At 71.9% G+C, this 16,553-nt stretch carries 11 protein-coding genes; 4 read left to right on the forward strand and 7 right to left on the reverse strand.

The window, feature by feature from the left end; translation table 11 throughout:
• Positions 1–29 precede the first annotated feature (29 nt).
• The gene (locus OG730_RS01530) at positions 30–629 is read left to right on the forward strand and encodes a carbonic anhydrase (RefSeq protein ID WP_327302385.1); all 600 of its coding nucleotides are present in this window, start codon (positions 30–32) and stop codon (positions 627–629) included.
• A gap of 100 nt (positions 630–729) precedes the next feature.
• Positions 730–1,200, forward strand: coding sequence for a cyanase (gene cynS, locus OG730_RS01535; RefSeq protein WP_327302386.1), 471 nt, complete (start codon positions 730–732; stop codon positions 1,198–1,200).
• 10 nt (positions 1,201–1,210) lie between these two features.
• Here cynS and OG730_RS01540 read toward each other — a convergent pair whose 3' ends face one another.
• From OG730_RS01540 to OG730_RS01550, 3 genes are read right to left on the reverse strand one after another with little or no spacing between them, the layout of a single operon-like run.
• Positions 1,211–1,564, reverse strand: coding sequence for a UBP-type zinc finger domain-containing protein (locus tag OG730_RS01540; protein WP_327302387.1), 354 nt, complete (start codon positions 1,562–1,564; stop codon positions 1,211–1,213).
• The gene (locus tag OG730_RS01545; protein WP_442815167.1) at positions 1,561–3,027 is read right to left on the reverse strand and encodes an ATP-binding protein; all 1,467 of its coding nucleotides are present in this window, start codon (positions 3,025–3,027) and stop codon (positions 1,561–1,563) included. The genes OG730_RS01540 and OG730_RS01545 overlap by 4 nt, the downstream gene beginning before the upstream one ends.
• 11 nt (positions 3,028–3,038) lie before the next feature.
• Positions 3,039–4,715, reverse strand: coding sequence for an NAD(P)/FAD-dependent oxidoreductase (locus OG730_RS01550; protein ID WP_327302389.1), 1,677 nt, complete (start codon positions 4,713–4,715; stop codon positions 3,039–3,041).
• 271 nt (positions 4,716–4,986) lie between these two features.
• Between OG730_RS01550 and OG730_RS01555 the strand changes: the two genes are divergently transcribed.
• On the forward strand, positions 4,987–5,640 hold the full coding sequence (locus OG730_RS01555; protein WP_327302390.1) for a TOPRIM nucleotidyl transferase/hydrolase domain-containing protein: 654 nt from the start codon (positions 4,987–4,989) through the stop codon (positions 5,638–5,640).
• A 45-nt stretch (positions 5,641–5,685) separates the two neighbouring features.
• Here OG730_RS01555 and OG730_RS01560 read toward each other — a convergent pair whose 3' ends face one another.
• On the reverse strand, positions 5,686–6,318 hold the full coding sequence (locus OG730_RS01560; protein ID WP_327302391.1) for an alpha/beta hydrolase: 633 nt from the start codon (positions 6,316–6,318) through the stop codon (positions 5,686–5,688).
• Between the two features lie 89 nt (positions 6,319–6,407).
• A complete protein-coding gene (locus OG730_RS01565; protein ID WP_327302392.1) occupies positions 6,408–7,622 on the reverse strand; it encodes a serine hydrolase domain-containing protein in 1,215 nt (404 codons plus the stop codon).
• 318 nt (positions 7,623–7,940) lie between these two features.
• On the opposite strand from OG730_RS01565, the gene OG730_RS01570 reads away from it, so the two are divergent.
• On the forward strand, positions 7,941–10,850 hold the full coding sequence (locus OG730_RS01570; protein WP_327302393.1) for a collagenase: 2,910 nt from the start codon (positions 7,941–7,943) through the stop codon (positions 10,848–10,850).
• A 69-nt stretch (positions 10,851–10,919) separates the two neighbouring features.
• Here the strand turns inward: OG730_RS01570 and OG730_RS01575 are convergent, their stop codons facing one another.
• Both OG730_RS01575 and OG730_RS01580 read right to left on the reverse strand, forming a co-directional pair.
• Positions 10,920–14,321 carry an endo-alpha-N-acetylgalactosaminidase family protein gene (locus OG730_RS01575; protein ID WP_327302394.1) on the reverse strand — a complete coding sequence of 1,134 codons (3,402 nt, stop codon included), beginning with the start codon at positions 14,319–14,321 and terminating at the stop codon, positions 10,920–10,922.
• Between the two features lie 129 nt (positions 14,322–14,450).
• The gene (locus OG730_RS01580; RefSeq protein WP_327302395.1) at positions 14,451–16,466 is read right to left on the reverse strand and encodes a hypothetical protein; all 2,016 of its coding nucleotides are present in this window, start codon (positions 16,464–16,466) and stop codon (positions 14,451–14,453) included.
• Positions 16,467–16,553: the final 87 nt, after the last annotated feature.

A 16,553-nucleotide genomic window follows, 5' to 3' on the forward strand; every position in this document is an offset into this window, starting at 1 on the left:
CGGGTCGGCAGTCATCGAAGGGAGTGACCATGCACGACCTCATCGAGGGCGTCGCCCAGTTCCGGCGGGAGGTCTACCCGGGCAAGGCGGAGCTCTTCGCCCGGCTCGCGACGACCCATCGCCCGCGCACCCTGTTCATCAGCTGCTCCGACGCCCGTGTGGTGCCGGAGCTGATCACCCAGAGCGAGCCGGGCGAGCTGTTCGTCATCCGCACCGCCGGCAACCTCGTCCCCGCGCACGCCCCCGGCACGGACGGGGTGGCGGCCAGCATCGAGTACGCCGTCGCGGTCCTGGGCGTGAGCGATATCGTGGTGTGCGGGCACTCCGCCTGCGGCGCGATGACCGCCCTGGCCGAGCGGCACGACCTCAGCGGCGCACCGGCGGTCGCCGGCTGGCTGCGCCACGCGGACGCCTCGCTCGCCCGTACCGGCGACGGGGAGGACCCCCGGAGGGTCGAGGCGCTGGTACGGGAGAACGTACGGGCACAGCTGGCGAACCTGGCCACCCACCCCTCGGTGGCCCGCGCCCTGGCCGCGGGTTCCGTGACCCTGCGCGGCTGGGTCTACGACATCCGGGCGGGGGGCGTCGAGGAGGTCGGCTCCTCCGCACCCGCCTCCCCCGCGGCCTGACCGGCCGCCACCCCTCGGGCCCCGGGCCCGCGTCTCCCCCACTTCATCCGCCGCTCGCCCCCACCCCCGGTGGGCGGCTCACCCGAAAGGAAGCCCTCTCATGGTGCACGCCCAGTTCGACAACACCGCCCGTCAGGCCCTGGCCGTCAAGGCCGTGGACGCCAAGATCCGCGAGGACCTGACCTGGCAGCGGATCGCGGACGCGGCGGGCCTGTCCGTCGCCTTCGTCACCGCTGCCGTGCTCGGCCAGCACCCGCTGCCCCGGGCCTCGGCCGAGGCCGTGGCCGCCCTGCTCGGCCTCGACGCCGACGACGCGGTGCTGCTGCAGACCATCCCGACCCGCGGCTCGGTCCCCGGCGGCGCCCCCACCGACCCGACGATCTACCGCTTCTACGAGATGCTCCAGGTCTACGGCACCACGCTGAAGGCGCTGGTCCACGAGCAGCTCGGCGACGGGATCGTCTTCGCGATCAACTTCAAGCTCGACGTGAAGAAGGTCGCCGACCCCGACGGCGGCGAGCGCGCGGTCATCACCCTGGACGGCAAGTACCTGCCGACGAAGCCCTTCTGATCCGCCCGGATCAGCGGTGGAGCCGTCGGCTCCAGTCCTCGGGGAGCCGGTCGGACGGGCCCGGGGCCGGCTGGTCCGCCGGATGGCCGGAGGGCGGGGTCAGCTCGGGGCCGGACTCGTACAGCTCGTTCGCGGCGTAGTCCCAGAACCAGTCCTCACCCGGTTCGTAGCTCTGCACCAGGGGATGTCCGGTGGACTTCCAGTGGGCGGTGGCGTGCTGGGCCGGCGAGGAGTCGCAGCAGCCGATGTGGCCGCACTGGGCGCAGCGCCGCAGGTGGAACCACCAGCCGCCCAGCGCGTCGCATTCGACGCAGCCGGCGCCGCTGGGCGGGACGTTCGGGTCGACTCCGTCGATGGCGGTCATGCGGGCTCCTCTGAACGCTCGGGATCGGGATCGGGATCGGACTCGGGTTCCGGTGGAGTCAGCGGGAGCAGCACCTGGAAGCGGGTGTCCCCCGGCGCGGACTCGACCTGGAGGCTTCCGTGGTGCTTGTTGACCACGATTCGCCAGGAGATGTCCAGGCCCAGGCCGGTGCCCTCGCCGACGGGTTTGGTGGTGAAGAACGGGTCGAAGATCCGGCTGCGGATCTCGGCCGGGATGCCGGGCCCCGTGTCGCGGAACTCCACGAGCAGCCGGTCGCCCGATCGTGCCGTGCGGACCGTCAGGGTGCCCTCGCGGCCGGTGCTCCCGATGGCGAAGACGGCGTTGTCGATGAGGTTGGTCCACACCTGGTTGAGTTCCGCGGGGTAGGCCGGTACGTCCGGCACGGAGCGGTCGTACTCCTTGACCACCCGGATCCGGGGCCCGATCTTGCCGGAGAGCATCAGCAGGGTGCTGTCGAGGAGTTCGTGGACGTCCACGACCCGGTGCGGGGCCCGGTCGAGCTGCGAGTACTGCTTGGCGGCGTCGACGAGGTGGGAGATCCGGGTGGTGGAGTCGTCGATCTCGTCCATCAACAGCTCTGTTTCCACCGTGTAGTTGAGCCAGCCGATGGCGCTCGGCAGGAGGTCCTCGGCCACGCTCGCCGCGACGTGCTCCAGCCAGTCCGTGTCCAGGCCCGCCTGGACGAAGACCGGCGCGATCCGCCAGCCCTCGGGGACCCCGTGGTCCTCCAGCCAGTCGGCGAGTTCGTCCTCCCGGTCGGAGGCTTCCAGGGGACTCAACACCGGTGCTTTCGCGACCCGTTCGACGGTGCGTTCCTGGATGTCGATGAGTTCGGCGATCGCCTCGCGGGGGTAGTTCCCCTGGGAGATGTGGGCCAGCTTGTGCCGCATCTTGCCCACGCGTTCACGCAGGGTGGCCGTGGCCCGGACGGCCGCCGCGGCCGGGTTGTTGAGCTCGTGGGTGAGTCCGGCGGACAAGGAGCCGAGGGCGAGCAGCCGTTCGCGCTGGCCGATGGCCTGCTGGGTGCTCCTGGAGCCGAAGAAGAGCCCCTCCAGCAGGTGCGCGGCCATCGGGAACCATTCCCGCATGACGTCCGAGAAGGACTGGGCGGGCAGGACGAAGAACCGCGTCGGCTCGGTCACCCGCATCGAGTTGTTGTAGGTCTGCGGGACGCGGTCGCCCAGGTAGGCCTGCATGGCTCCCGCGTACACCCCGCGCTGCGAGGTCCGGCCGACCTCCACCTCGTCGCCGCCGACCCGGCGGGACAGCACCACGGTGCCCTCGATCATCACGTAGAAGCAGGTCGCGGGGTCGCCCTCGGTGTACACGGGGCCGGTGTCGAACCGCTCCACGCGGCCCTCGGCGCACAGCCGCCCGAGCTGCTCCGGGGTGAGCTTCTCGAACAGGAAGAGCGAGCCGATCTCCTGCGGGGAGCAGGGCATCGCCTGCCCGCTCACGACTCCTCCAGGTACCGGTGGACGAGCATCACGGCCATGGCTCCTTCTCCGACGGCGGACGCGACCCGTTTGGCCGACCGGGCGCGCGCGTCGCCCGCCACGAACACGCCGGGCACGCTGGTCTCCAGGTGGTACGGCGGCCGGTCCAGCTCCCACTCGGCCGGCGGCCGTCCGTTCGGGGTGAGGTCGGGCCCGGCCAGGATGAAGCCGTGGTCGTCGCGCAGCACCGTACCGTCCAGCCAGTCGGTGAGCGGGGCGGCGCCGATGAAGACGAACATCCACTGGGTGTCGACGAGTTCGGACGCACCGGTGTCCACGTCGCGCAGGGTGAGCTGCTCCAGGTGGCCTTCGCCGTGCGCCGATTCGACGGTGGTGCGGGTGCGCACCGTGATGTTGGGCGTCTGCTCGATCTGCTGGATCAGGTAGTACGACATCGAGGCGGCCAGGGACTCCCCGCGCACCAGGAGGGTCACCGATTTCGCGCCGCGGGCGAGGTACATGGCCGCCTGTCCGGCGGAGTTGGCGCCGCCGACGATGTACACGTCCTGTTCCAGGCAGGAGGAGGCCTCGGTGAGCGAGGAGCCGTAGTACACCCCGCGGCCGGTGAGGCCGTCGCAGCCCGGAGCGGCGAGCTGGCGGTAGGAGACGCCGGTCGCGAGGATGATGCTCCGCGCGCCGATCGCCGAGCCGTCGGAGAAGCGGACGACGCGGGCCGCGCCGTTCACCTCGAGTGCGGTGACCTCGCGTGCGGTGAGGATCTCGGCGCCGAACCGGCCGGCCTGGCGGCGGGCCCGTTCGGTGAGCTGTGCGCCGGACACCCCGTCCGGGAAGCCGAGGTAGTTCTCGATGCGGGAGCTCTGCCCGGCCTGGCCGCCGGTCGCGGACCGCTCGACCAGTACGGTGCGCAGTCCCTCGGAGGCCCCGTACAGCGCGGAGCCGAGCCCGGCCGGACCTCCGCCGATCACGACGAGGTCGTAGAAGTCGGCGGTCGGCGTGGTCGCGAGCCCCACGTGGGCGGCCAGGTCGGGGGCGTCCGGCTCGATCAGCACGGTGCCCCCGGGAGTGATCACCACGGGCAGCCGCTGTCCGTCGGATCCGGCCGCCCGCAGGAGGCGCTGTCCCTCCGGCTCCTCGCAGGAGTACCAGCGGTACGGCACCTGGTTGCGGGCCAGGAACTCCCGCACGCTCGACGAGGGTGCCGACCAGCGGTGTCCGACCACCTTGGTGGCGGGCACGGGCCGGTGGTCGCCGGTGCGCCAGGCGGTGAGGAGGTCGTCCACGACGGGGTAGAGCTTCTCCTCGGGCGGGTCCCAGGGTTTGAGGAGGTAGTGGTCGAGGTCGACCACGTTGATCGCGTCGATCGCCGCGTTGGTGTCGGCGTAGGCGGTCAGCAGGACGCGGCGCGCGCCCGGGTACACGGTGAGGGCCTGTTCGAGGAACTCGATGCCGTTCATCTGCGGCATGCGGTAGTCGGCGAGGATCACCGCCACCAGGTCACCGCGGAGCTTGAGCTCGCGCAGCGCCTCCAGGGCGGATTCGCCGGACTCGGCGCGCACGATCCGGTACCCGGAGCCGTAGCGCCGGCGCAGGTCGCGGGCGATGGCACGGGACACTCCCGGATCGTCGTCCACGGTCAGGATCACGGTCCTCGCCGTATCGGCGGCCTCTGTCATGGCTCTCCCACCCCGAGCGGCCTGGACTGGCGGCGTCACGGCGAGCCGCCCCCACCCGGTTCCCGTCCATCCTAGGGTCGATCGTCCGGGTCCGCGCGGACGGGCGGAGCGGGCCGGACGGCCGGGGCCGCGCGGGGCGGGATCCGGGGCGTCGGGATCCTGGACGGTCGGGGTCCTGGACGGTCGGGATCCGGCGCGGTCCCGGCGGCCCGGCGGACCCGCCGCCGGAAATTGCGTACCGCCGCGCCGGGAAGTCGATCAGACTCCCCCCATGGCTGACATGGCGGCGTTCGGGGATGCGGTGACCGCGTGGGCGGCCGGTGACGCCGGTGGGCTCGGTGACGTGGGGGACGCCGCGGAGGCGGCGGACGCGGCGCGCGGGCTCGCCGCGCGGCTGCCCGTACGCACCGTCGTGCTGCTCGAAGGGGCGAGCGACGCCGAAGCGGTCGGCGCCCTGGCCGCGGCACGGGGCCGGAACCTGGCCGCCGAAGGGATCTGCGTCCTCCCGATGGGCGGGGCCATGAGCGTCGCGCGCTTCGCCGGGTTCCTCGGTCCGCGGGGCCTGGGCCTGCGCCTGACGGGCCTGTGCGACGAGAGGGAGCGCGACTTCTACGCGCGCGGCTGGGAGCGCGCCGGCGCCGGACCGGAGGGCTTCTTCGTCTGCGCGGCGGACCTGGAGGACGAGCTCATCCGCGCGCTGGGCGTGCCCCGGGTCGAGGAACTCGTCCGCGAGGAGGGGGACCACCGCGCCCTGCGGACCTTCCTGCGCCAGCCCGCGCAGCAGGGCCGCACGGCGCAGCAGCAGGTGCGGCGCTTCCTCGGTACGAAGAAGGGGCGCAAGATCCGCTACGGGCGCGTGCTGGTCGAGGCCCTCGGCCCCGACCGCGTACCGGCGCCCCTCGAAGACCTGTTCGCGATCCTGTGACCCGCCGCCGCCCGCGGATCGGTGGCGGACCGGTGGCGGACCGGGTCAGCCCAGTTGCTCCAGGAAGAACGCGGCCGCGTCCTCGCCGGCCCGGACCCGGGCCGTCGGGTCGGCGGGCTCCGGGGCGAAGAAGTCGTCGTGCCGGACCGCGGGCCCGACCGAGCGGCCGCTCGCGGTGGGGATGTGGTCCAGGTAGGGCCTCGTGTCGATCTCGTACGGGGTGATCGTGTCCGCTCCGGCCCAGCGGATGGCGACCGGCACCCGTACGGCCTCCAGGCTCTCCCGGGTGACCATGGCGCCGACTCCCGGGGACACCAGGAAGACCGCCCGCACCCGGGAGTCGGTGAGATCGTCGCCGGCGGGAGCCAGCGTGCGCTCCGGCACCTCGTCCTGCGCGTACTTCGCGCGCAGCGCCTCCAGTACGCCGGGGAACTCGGGGATCTCCGGCAGGGGCGCCTGGCCGTTGGCCACGGCCAGCAGGATGCCCGGATCGATGCGGGCCCCGGCGAGCGCCGCGGCCGTGTAGCCGCCGATGGAGAAGCCCGCCACGCCGACCGGGCCGAGGGGCTGTTCCTTGGCGTAGAGGCGGACCGGACGCGGACGCGCCGGTTCCCGCAGGTCCGGGCGGGATGCGTCGTGCAGGACGCGTATCAGCGGTTCCGCGGTGAAGGCGATCATGGCGGGATCGTACAGAACCGGATCGTGCGGAACGGGATCGCGCGGAACGGGATCGCGCGGAACGGGATCGCGCGGACGGAAGGTCCGGGTCAGCGCATCTTCAGTACGTGTCCGGGGGCGAGGGCCGCGGAGATGCGCTCCGCTATGGTCTGGGCCGAATTGCCCGCGGGGCTCTTGGGGCCCTGGGTCACGGTGACGGAGATGGCGAGCTTCTCCGCCGGCAAGTAGGCCTGGATGGCCGCGTAGCCGGAGAAGGACGGGTTCGTCAGGATCCAGTCGTTGACCACGATCACGCCCAGGCCGAAGTGGTGGGCCGCCGTATTGGTCAGGAGGCAGACGGTGTCCGGGCAGGATGCCGTCGGGTGGCCGAGGCCGATGGTGCCCGGGTCAAGCTGGGTCTTGAAGGACTTCGCGGACAGCAGCTCACCGGTCCCGATACCGCGTGCGGACCGGTCCAGGTCACAGATGTTCTGGACGAGGACCGCGCCGGGAGTGGTGGTCCACGAGGGGTTCCAGAAGGTGGACTCCTCGTAGGTGCCGCGCTCGGACGTGAAGGCGTGCAGGACCGGTTCCGGGATCTGCGGGGTGGACTGGTTGCTGGTCCCGGTCAGTCCGAACGGTCCGTACACGCGCTCCGTCAGCAGCCGGTCCAGCGGGAGTCCGCCGATCTTCTCCAGCGCCTCGCCGAGCAGGTTGAAGTTGGCGTGTGAATAGCTCCAGTTGGTGCCCGGCTCGTAGAGCAGCGGTTTGTCCGTCGCGATGTCGATGACCTCGGCCGAGGTCCACGCGCGGAACGGCTTGGCCTCCAACTCGGCCAGGAACGCCGGGTCGGTGACGTAGTCGTGCAGGCCGGAGGTCGAACTGCCCAGCATGCGCAGGGTGATCTCCGAACCGTGGGGCACGTCCGGCAACCAGCGCGAGACGGGGTCGTCGAGCGACGCCTTGCCCTCGTCCACGAGTTGGAGCAGGACGGCGCCCATGTAGACGATGGCCACGGACCCCGTACGGAATTTCATGGACGGCTCGGCCGGGACTCCCGTCATCGATTCTCCGAGGGCCGTGGTGAGCACCTCGCGGCCGTCGGAGGAGACCCGCAGCACCACCGAGTTCAGGCCGAACTCCCGCTGGGCCTGCTGCGCGATGGTACGGACCTTGAGCGCGTCGCCCTGGGCGGGTCCGGGTGAGTTCACGCATGTCCCCGGCGCCGGAGCGGCCGGCTGAACGCCGGCGGCCGCCGTCCCCGCCGGAAGGGCCGCGCCCATCAGACCGGCGACGCACAGCATGACCGTACGAGTACGTCTCACGAATTCAGTATGGGCGGGCCCCTCGCGCGGCGCATGCGGTGGCCGGGGGGCTGGGGAAGCGGGACGACCTCAGGCGAACCGGACGGATCCCCCCTCGCATCCCCCTCGCATCACCCTCTGGCAGCCACTCAGATCTCGAGAACTGTGCCGCGGGGACTTCCAGAGCCATGTGATGTGTGCCATGTTACATCGCACACTGCATAGCCGTGTACACGACAGAGGTGGCATCCCCACCAACTCCCGTCGACGTCACGGTCCGCATTCCCCAACCGCCGCGTTGCCAGCGCGGCCGCAGACCGGCTCGGAGGCCCACCCCTCATGCGCAGTTCCCCCACCACGAAGGGCCGTGCCCGGCCCCTGATAGCCGCCCTGGCCTGCTGTCTGGGCCTGACGATGCTCGCCCCCGCCGGCCAGGCCTTCGCACGCGAGCTGAAGCCCGCCGCTCCCGCTCCGGCCGTGAAGTCCGGCGCCGCCCCGCAGCCCTCGACCCCGGCCGCCGCGGCCGCCTCCCTCAGGTCCGAGCACGCCGCACGTCCGGACGCGGACCTGTCCGAGCGCGCACCGCTCCGGGCCACCAAAGAGGCCGCGCGCACCGAACAGCGCTCGTCCAAGGCCCTGTTGGCGCCCGGCGCCGCTGCCGCCGCCGAGGCCCTCGCCGCGGCCTGCAACGTCGCGGACTTCACCTCGAAGACCGGGGCCGCGCTGGTCCAGCAGATCAAGGCCTCCGAGATGGACTGCGTGAACTCGCTGTTCCTGCTCAAGGGCAACGACGCGCAGGCCGCCTTCCGCGAGGCGCAGATGGTCTCGGTGGCCGACGCCCTGCGCACCGCCTCCGCCACCTACCCGGGCGACAACAGCACGAAGACCGGGCAGCTCGTGCTCTTCCTGCGGGCCGGCTACTACGTGCAGTGGTACAACGAGTCCACCGTCGGGACCTACGGGCCGGCTCTGAAGAGCTCGATCCGGGGCGCCCTGGACACCTTCTTCGCCGCTCCCCGCGCGGCCGACGTGACGGATGCCAACGGCCCGACCCTGGGCGAGAGCGTCATCCTGATCGACAGCGCCCAGGAGAACGCGCGCTACCTCGGCGTGGCCAAGCGGCTGCTGAGCGGCTACAACTCCTCGTACAACAGCAGCCCGTCGATGCTGGCGGCCGTCAACAACGCCTACACGGTGCTGTTCCGCGGCCACCAGACCGCCGAGTTCCTGCCGGCCGTCCAGGCCGACCCGAGCATCCTCACGGTGCTGCGCGACTTCGCCGTCACCCATGACGCGCTCCTGGGTACGGACAAGAGCTACTTGACGGCCAACGCGGGCCGCGAGCTGGGCCGCTTCCTCCAGCACTCCGCGCTCCAGGCGACCGTACGGCCGCTCGTCAAGCAGCTGCTGGACCGCACCTCGATCACCGGCCGGACCTCCTCGCTGTGGGTGCCGCTCGCCGAGATGACCACCTCGTACGACGCGGCCAACTGCTCCTACTACGGGACCTGCGACCTGCCGGCCCGGGTGCGTGCCGCCGTCCTGACGGTCAACCACACCTGCAGCCCGACCCTGCGGATCGTGGCGCAGCAGATGACCGCCGCCGAGCTCGGCGCGAGCTGCACCAGCCTGGCCAACCAGGACGCCTTCTTCCACAACGTGGTCAAGGACTCCGGCCCGGTCGCCAACGACAAGAACACCATGCTCGAGGTCGTGGCCTTCGACTCCAGCGCCGACTACGCGTCCTACGCCGGTGTCATCTTCGGGATCAGCACCAACAACGGCGGCATGTACCTGGAGGGTGACCCCTCGGTCACCGGGAACCAGCCGCGGTTCATCGCCTACGAGGCGGAGTGGGTCCGGCCGGAGTTCCAGATCTGGAACCTCAACCACGAGTACACCCACTACCTCGACGGCCGTTTCAACATGTACGGCGACTTCGACCTGGGGATGACCACCCCGACCGTGATGTGGGTCGAGGGCTTCGCCGAGTACATCTCCTACTCCTACCGCGGCGTCGCCTACGACCAGGCCGCCGTCGAGGCGGGCAAGAACACCTACAAGCTCAGCACGCTCTTCGACACCACCTACGACAACTCCGACTCCACCCGCGTCTACCGGTGGGGCTACCTGGCGGTGCGCTACCTGCTCCAGTCGCACCCGCAGGACGTGACCACGCTCCTCGGCCACTACCGCGCCGGCAACTGGGCGGCCGCCCGCACCCTGCTCACCTCCACCATCGGCACCCGCTACGACGCGGACTTCGCCGCCTGGCTGGTCAAGTGCGCGGCCGGAGACTGCGGCGGCGGCACCACCCCGCCGGCCAACAAGGCCCCGGTGGCCGGGTTCACGGCCGCGGTGAACGCCCTGGCGGTCACCTTCACCGACACCTCCACGGACGCGGACGGCACCATCGCCTCCCGCGCCTGGACCTTCGGTGACGGCACCACCTCCACCTCCGCCAACCCGGTCAAGAGCTACGCGGCGGCCGGTACGTACACCGTCAAGCTCACGGTCACCGACAACAAGGGCGCCACCGCCACCACCAGCAAGGCGGTCACGGTCGGCAGCGCCGGGCCCGGTGAGTGCGCCAACGCCGACGTGCGGGTGCTCGGTGACAACTGCTACCGCTCCAACGTCTCCGCGACGACCGGCAACTACGGCTACTTCTACCTGGACGTCCCGGCCGGCACCGGCTCCCTGCAGATCTCGGTCTCGGGCGGCACCGGCAACGCCGACCTCTACTACAGCCCCACCGGCTGGGCCACCACCAGCAATTACACGGCCCGCTCGGCGCAGAGCGGCAACAGCGAGTCCCTGACCGTCAACAACCCCGCAGCCGGCCGCGTCTACATCAGCCTGCACGCCGTCCAGGGCTTCGCGGGCGTCACCGTCTCGACCCGGTTCGGTACGGCCCAGGTGGAGTGCCCGGAGGCCGACGTCCGGATACTCGGCGCCGACTGCAGCCGCTCCAACGTCTCGGCCACCGCCGGGAACTACCGCTACTTCTACGTGAACGTCCCCGCCGGCACCTCCTCCCTGAAGATCTCGGTCTCGGGCGGCACCGGCAACGCCGACCTCTACTACAGCCCCACCACCTGGGCCACCACGGGCAACTACACCGCCCGCTCCGCCCAGGCCGGCAACACCGAAACCCTGACCATCACCAACCCGCCGGCCGGCTACCTCTACGTCAGCCTGCACGCAGCGCAGGACTTCGCCGGAGCCACCGTCTCCAGCCGCTTCTGAGCCCGTCGTCCGGCACACCGGCCCCCACCCCTGCGCACAGGGGTGGGGGCCGGTCCGCGTGCCCGCCCGTCAGGAGTAGGCCTCCACCTCCCACAGTGAGTAGCCGTACCCGGTCGCCCGCTGGGTGCCGGTCACCCGGAGGTGGCGTCCGCTGCCGTTCAGCCCGGTCAGTTCGTCCGTCCCGCCGTCGCTCGTGGTGGTGGAGTACACGTCCCTCCAGGTGGCGCCGTCGTCCGACAGCTGCACCGTGTAGGCGCGGCCGTAGGCGACCTCCCAGTTCAGGACCACCCGGTTCACGCTCTTCACGGATCCCAGATCGATCTGGATCCACTGCGGGTCGGTGGCGAAGGCCGAGGACCAGCGGCTGGTGGCGCTGCCGTCGGTGGCGGCCGTCGCCGGGTAGTCCGCCGACTGGGCCGAGGAGGCCGTGGCCGGCTTGTTCAGGGCCAGGTTGGGCGAGGTCGTGGACCCGAGGTCGTCCACGGCCAGGTCGTCGACGACCAGGTCCCGGTCGGAGTCGGAGGTCTCCGCCGTGAGCTTGCGCATGCCGATCCAGGCGTCCGCCCCGGCCGTGAAGGTCTTGGTGAAGGTGTTCGTGGTGCGGGCCTGCGGCAGCGTGTCGGAGGAGACCTGGGCCGTACCGGCGCCCAGGGTGAAGGCGTAGTCCCCGGCCACGGACTGCTGGTACTCGAAGGTCACCTTGTACTGGTGGCCGGGCTCGAAGCGCAGGGTCTGCGGGATGGTCTGGTAGAGCAGTCCGGGGCGTTCCTCGTGGGATTTGAGGGAGTTGGCGCCGGCGAGCACGTCGTCGATCAGCTTGCCGTTCCAGCCGGCCTGCGTGTACGGGGCGTTGAGCTGGGCCAGGTGCGTGCGCGGGTCGGCCGCAGCTCCGCCCGCCGGGCCGACGACGAAGGGGTACCAGCCGGAGTCGACGTGCTCGAAGTCCTCCGCGAAGGTGTGGCCGCCCTGCGGACCGCGGGCCGTGCGCACCACGCGCACGTCGTCGAAGCCGGCCGTTCCCGTCGCCGCGTCGGCGCGCAGGGCCAGGGTGGCGGTGGACTGGCCCGCCGGGACGTCGAACAGCACCCGCATCCGCTGCATGGTGCTGCCGTTCTTCTCGTCCGCCCCGACGTTGTTCCGGTACGGGGAACTCGTGGCGTAGGCGCTCTGCTCGGCGCCGCCCGCCGGGGTGACGGCCAGGGTGGCCTTGCGGCCGGTGGCGGTGGAGACGTACACGCTCGCCGCGTAGGTGCCCAGGGTCAGGCCCGTGAGCTGCTGCGACACGGAGGTGGCGCCCTGGCCGACGGTCAGCTGCGACTGGCCCACGGCGTTGCGGGTGACGGACGCGGAGCCGGCGACCGTCCACTTCGACAGGTCGCCGGAGGTGAAACCGGGGTCCCGGACCGGGCCGCCCTCACCGAATCCGGCGTCCGCCTGGACCGGCGCGGCCGAGGGGTAGACGACGTAGGGGGTCTTCGCGGTGGCGGTGACGGTGACCTTGCCGCCGGTCACCGGGAGGTCGGAGACCGGGACCCGGCCCTGGTCGGTGAGCTTGTACAGCTTGGCCGTGCCGTTCTGGGCCCAGGAGGTGGGCACGTTCCAGGTGGAGGTGCCGCCCGCGCCGCTCCAGTGGTACAGCTTCGACTCGCCGCTCTGGTTCCAGGGCAGCAAGTAGCTGTCGCCGATCAGGACGGGGTGGCCGTCCTTGCTGATGGTGCGGGTGGCGCCGCTGAGGGTGGCGCTGACCCCGCCGTCGAAGTTGATGCGGTTGGCGGCCCATTTGCGGATGGTGAAGCCCTGGAGGTACTTGGTGGGCAGGTTGGTGGTGAAGGTGGTGGAGATGAAGTTGGCGAAGTCCTTCGTGCCCTGCCAGCCCTCGTAGGCGGTCAGGGTGCCGCCGCCGAGCAGCGGGTCTCCGGCGATCCAGTCGTCGCGCTGCTGGTTGCGGATGAAGCGCACCACCTGGGAGTTGACCCCCTTGTAGTTGCTGCCTCCGTAGTTGAGGTCGTTGGCCCAGTGCGACCAGAGGGACTGGTCCTCGAACTTGTCGGGGAACTCGGTGGTGAGCTGGTAGCCGAGGCCGTTGATCTCGCGGGCCAGGGCCTGGGAGGTGTAGCCGTCCCCGTACCAGGTGTCCACGTAGAGGAACTTGAGGTCGGGGGCGACCGCTTTGAGTTCCTGGAGGCGGGCCAGGCGCTTGCCGCTGGTGCCGTCCAGGCGGTAGTTCAGGTGGTAGGACTGGTCCAGGTAGTCCCATCCCTTGTCCGCGCCCCCGCTGTTGAGGAGCGCCGGGTCGAAGCCGCGGGCGACCGGGTAGGCCTCGGTGTCGTTGATGTGCACGCCGATGTCGGCGTTGTAACCGGCGCCCGCCGCGATCAGGGTGTTCAGGTCGGCGGCGCCGCCCTGCCGGGTGCCGACCAGCCCGTAGTCGGGGTGGGCCGAGTCGTGGCCCTCGGAGCCGTAGCCCTTGAGCAGGACGAACTGGCCCAGCCCGTCCGTGGCCCGGGCCACGCGCTTGGTCTCGTCCAGGGTCTGGAGGAAGGGATGCGTGGCCTGGGAGGCGAAGTTGTACGGGATGCGCTGCACGACCCGGCGGGCGGTGTCCTGCCAGCCCTGGGGGCTGGTCATGATCGAGCGGAAGGCGACGGCTCCGTCCTGCCAGTCGACGGCGGCGTCGGCGTTGCGGTCGCCGGTCACCACGACCTTGGCGTACGGCAGCGGTTCGGTGCCCGGAGCTCCGGCCGCGCGGTGCAGCCAGTCGCCGCTCCACAGACCGGCCCGCCGGTAGCCGGACTTGGCCACCGTCTGCTTCTGGATCCGGCCGCTGTCCGCCGCGTTCTGGCCGGACGGACTGTCGTAGTACGAGTTGGTGGCGATCGAGGCGGCGAGGGAACCGGTGTTGAGGATCGCGTACATGGCGCCCTGCGGGGCGGCGTCCGCGGTCGTGCCGGAGGTGAGCGGGGTGAAGGTGTCCCCGGTGCCGGTGGTGTTGGTGTTCATCCGGGTGGTCTCCACGGCGGCTCCGGGCTGGGAGCTGCGCACCGAGACGAGGTTGTGCTGCGGGATCGAGAGCGAGGTGACGGGTACGGCGCTGTCGGCGATCGAGGTGACGGCGAAGGTGAGGGCGCTGCCGCTGACCGACAGGGTGGCCTTGACCGTGTCCCCGTTGGCGAAGGCCATCGTGTAGTCGACGTGGTCGGCGGCGACGGTGCTGGTCACGATCGGGGTCTGCGCGGAGCCGTTGAGGTTCACCTGGGTGAGGGGGTCCTCGTTGCCGTGGAGGACGGCGCCGGTGGCCTGGTCGGTGAACTGGACGACCCGGGGGAAGGCGGTGTCGACCTGGACCGCGAGGGCGGGTGAGGCGATGGTGACGGTTCCGGCGGCGGTGGCGGGCGCGATCCCGGCCACCAGCGTGGTGCCGAGGCCGAGGACGGCGGCGCAGAGGAGGGACGTGGGGCGGAGCGGTCTCATGGGGCTCCCTGGTGGCGGGTCCGGTACGGGGTCCTTGTGGGGCGGGGCGGTACGGGGCCTTGCGGGGGCGGGGCCTTGCGGGACGGCCGGTACGGGGCCTTGCGGGGCGGGGCGTCCCGGCCGGTGGGGTCACCAGCGCAGGACGGCCCAGCCCCGGTGCGGCAGTTCGGTGTCCGGCCGCACGGTCCGGCCCTGGCTGCCGGTGTCCGCGCGGCGGGGTTCGGCGAGGGGGGCCAGGAGGGTCGCCGCGACCACTGCCGCGTCCGGGAGGGCGGGCAGGTCCACCACGGGCCGGGCGGGGTCCTGGCAGCCGTTGGCCACGGTCAGGGTGGTGACACCGTCGGCGTGGGAGAGGTGCGGGATAAGGTGGGGGCCGCCGCTGACCAGCGGGAGGCGGGCGTCCTCCCCCTCCAGGAAGCGGACCGTGCGGTGCAGCAGAAGCTGCGCGTGGTCGTCGGCCGGCAGCGTGTGGGGCTCGGTCGCGGCGAGTACGGCGACGCGTCCGCCGAGGGCGTTGGTGAAGGCGGTGCGGCCCGCCCCCCAGGTGCGGCCGTCCGGAGTGCGGACCTCGCTCCACCGCCGCGTCCCGGGTGCTTCCCGGAGCCGGGCCAGGGCGGGTTGGGTGTTGACGCTGAGGAGCAGCCCCGCCAGGTCCTCGCCCGCCGCGCCGCACAGCCGCTCGGTGGCGTACGGGCCCGGCCCGCCGGTGGCGGCGGGAGCCTCGCGGTCCACCTGTTCGGCCCCGGTCAGCCCGATGAGGGGGCCGAAGCCGCGCCGGTGCAGGATCACCGCGGCGGTCCCGTCGAGCAGCAGACCGCCGGCGAGCATGGCCCGTACCGCCGGATCGCCGAAGGCCCAGGCCGACGGGCCGAACAGGGCTCGCACGGGAGCGGGTTCGGCCGTCACGGGTACTCCGTAGCGCAGCAGGAACTCGGCCGCCGGGCCCGGATCGACCGCCAGCTCGGTCAGGTCGCCGCCGTGTGCCCGTACGTGGGCCGCGGCGTCCTGGGCGAAGGGAAGGCCGACGCCGAGCGTGCGCTGCCCGCGCGGATGCTGCCGGCTGACGAGGTCCAGCGCGGGGCGGGCCCGGCGCAGGAGTTCCGCGGTCCGGGGGTGGTGGCCGGGGCGCGCTCCGTGCAGGGGGTAGAGGTTGAGCAGGAGGGCGTCCGCCCCGGAGAGCTGGGCGGCGACCATCTCCGACCAGGTCTGGACATCGGATTTGGACCAGGCGGTGTGCGGCCAGTTCTCGATCTCGGGTTCGCTGTCCACGAACTCCGGCCGCAGGGAGCGCTGCAGTTCCGGCATCCACACCTGCCGGGCGAGCTCGCGTCCGGGGGCGTCCGCGTACGGGGCGAAGTGCGGGCGGTGCGCGGCGCCCCCTCCGGGGGCCAGGGCCCCGAAGAGCGCGCTCCAGTCCCGGCCCTCCACGGAGGCGGCGTCCAGTCCGGAGCTCATCAGCCCGGTGCGGGAGCGGCCGGCCGAGCGCCGGTGCACCTCGCCGGCCACCTGCGCGGCCACCTCCTGCTGCGCGGTCCGCCACACCCGCTGCCACAGCTCGCGCAGTGGGTGCGGGGGGCCGGGGGCGGTGAGTGCGGCGACCAGTTCGGGGCGCGGGACCGGGCGTCCGGCGAGGGCGGCCAGCCGTTCCAGCATGAGGGGTTCGAAGCCGCCGCCCCAGTCCAGCGGGGCGTGGTTGTGGAAGCGGAAGTCGTCCTCCAGCCACAGCACGCGGAAGCCCAGCTCGGCGAAGCGCCCGTAGTGTCCGGTCAGCCAGGCGCGCCAGCGCGGGCAGGCGAAGGAGGCCTGGGCCGTGGCCACTTGTCCGGCCGGGGAGACCATCGGGGCGAAGCCGCGGGTGTCGCGGCGGCCCCGGTCGGCGTGTCCGGTGGTCACCCAGGGGTTGAGGCTCACCTCGAGTCCGGCGCCGAGGAGGACCTCCTGGGCGGTGGCCGCCGCTTCGAACCAGAGGTCCTCGTCGGGTCCGGAGAGGTGGCCGGTGAAGTGCTCCTCGGCCCCGAGGAGGAGCACCACTTCGGCAACGCCCGCGTCGGTGCAGGTCTTGGCCAGTTCGGCCGCCGTGGCCCTGACGGCGTCCGGGCCTTCGTACGGGTGGATCTGGAACCGCAGGTGGTACCGGGCACTCACGCCGTCGGCCTCCTCGCCGTCAGCTCGCGGCCGCACTCACTCACCGCCGAGCAATTAGTTTGGTTAGGATCTGAATTAATGAGAGCC

This window comes from Streptomyces sp. NBC_01298 (assembly GCF_035978755.1).
Taxonomy (GTDB): Bacteria; Actinomycetota; Actinomycetes; order Streptomycetales; family Streptomycetaceae; genus Streptomyces.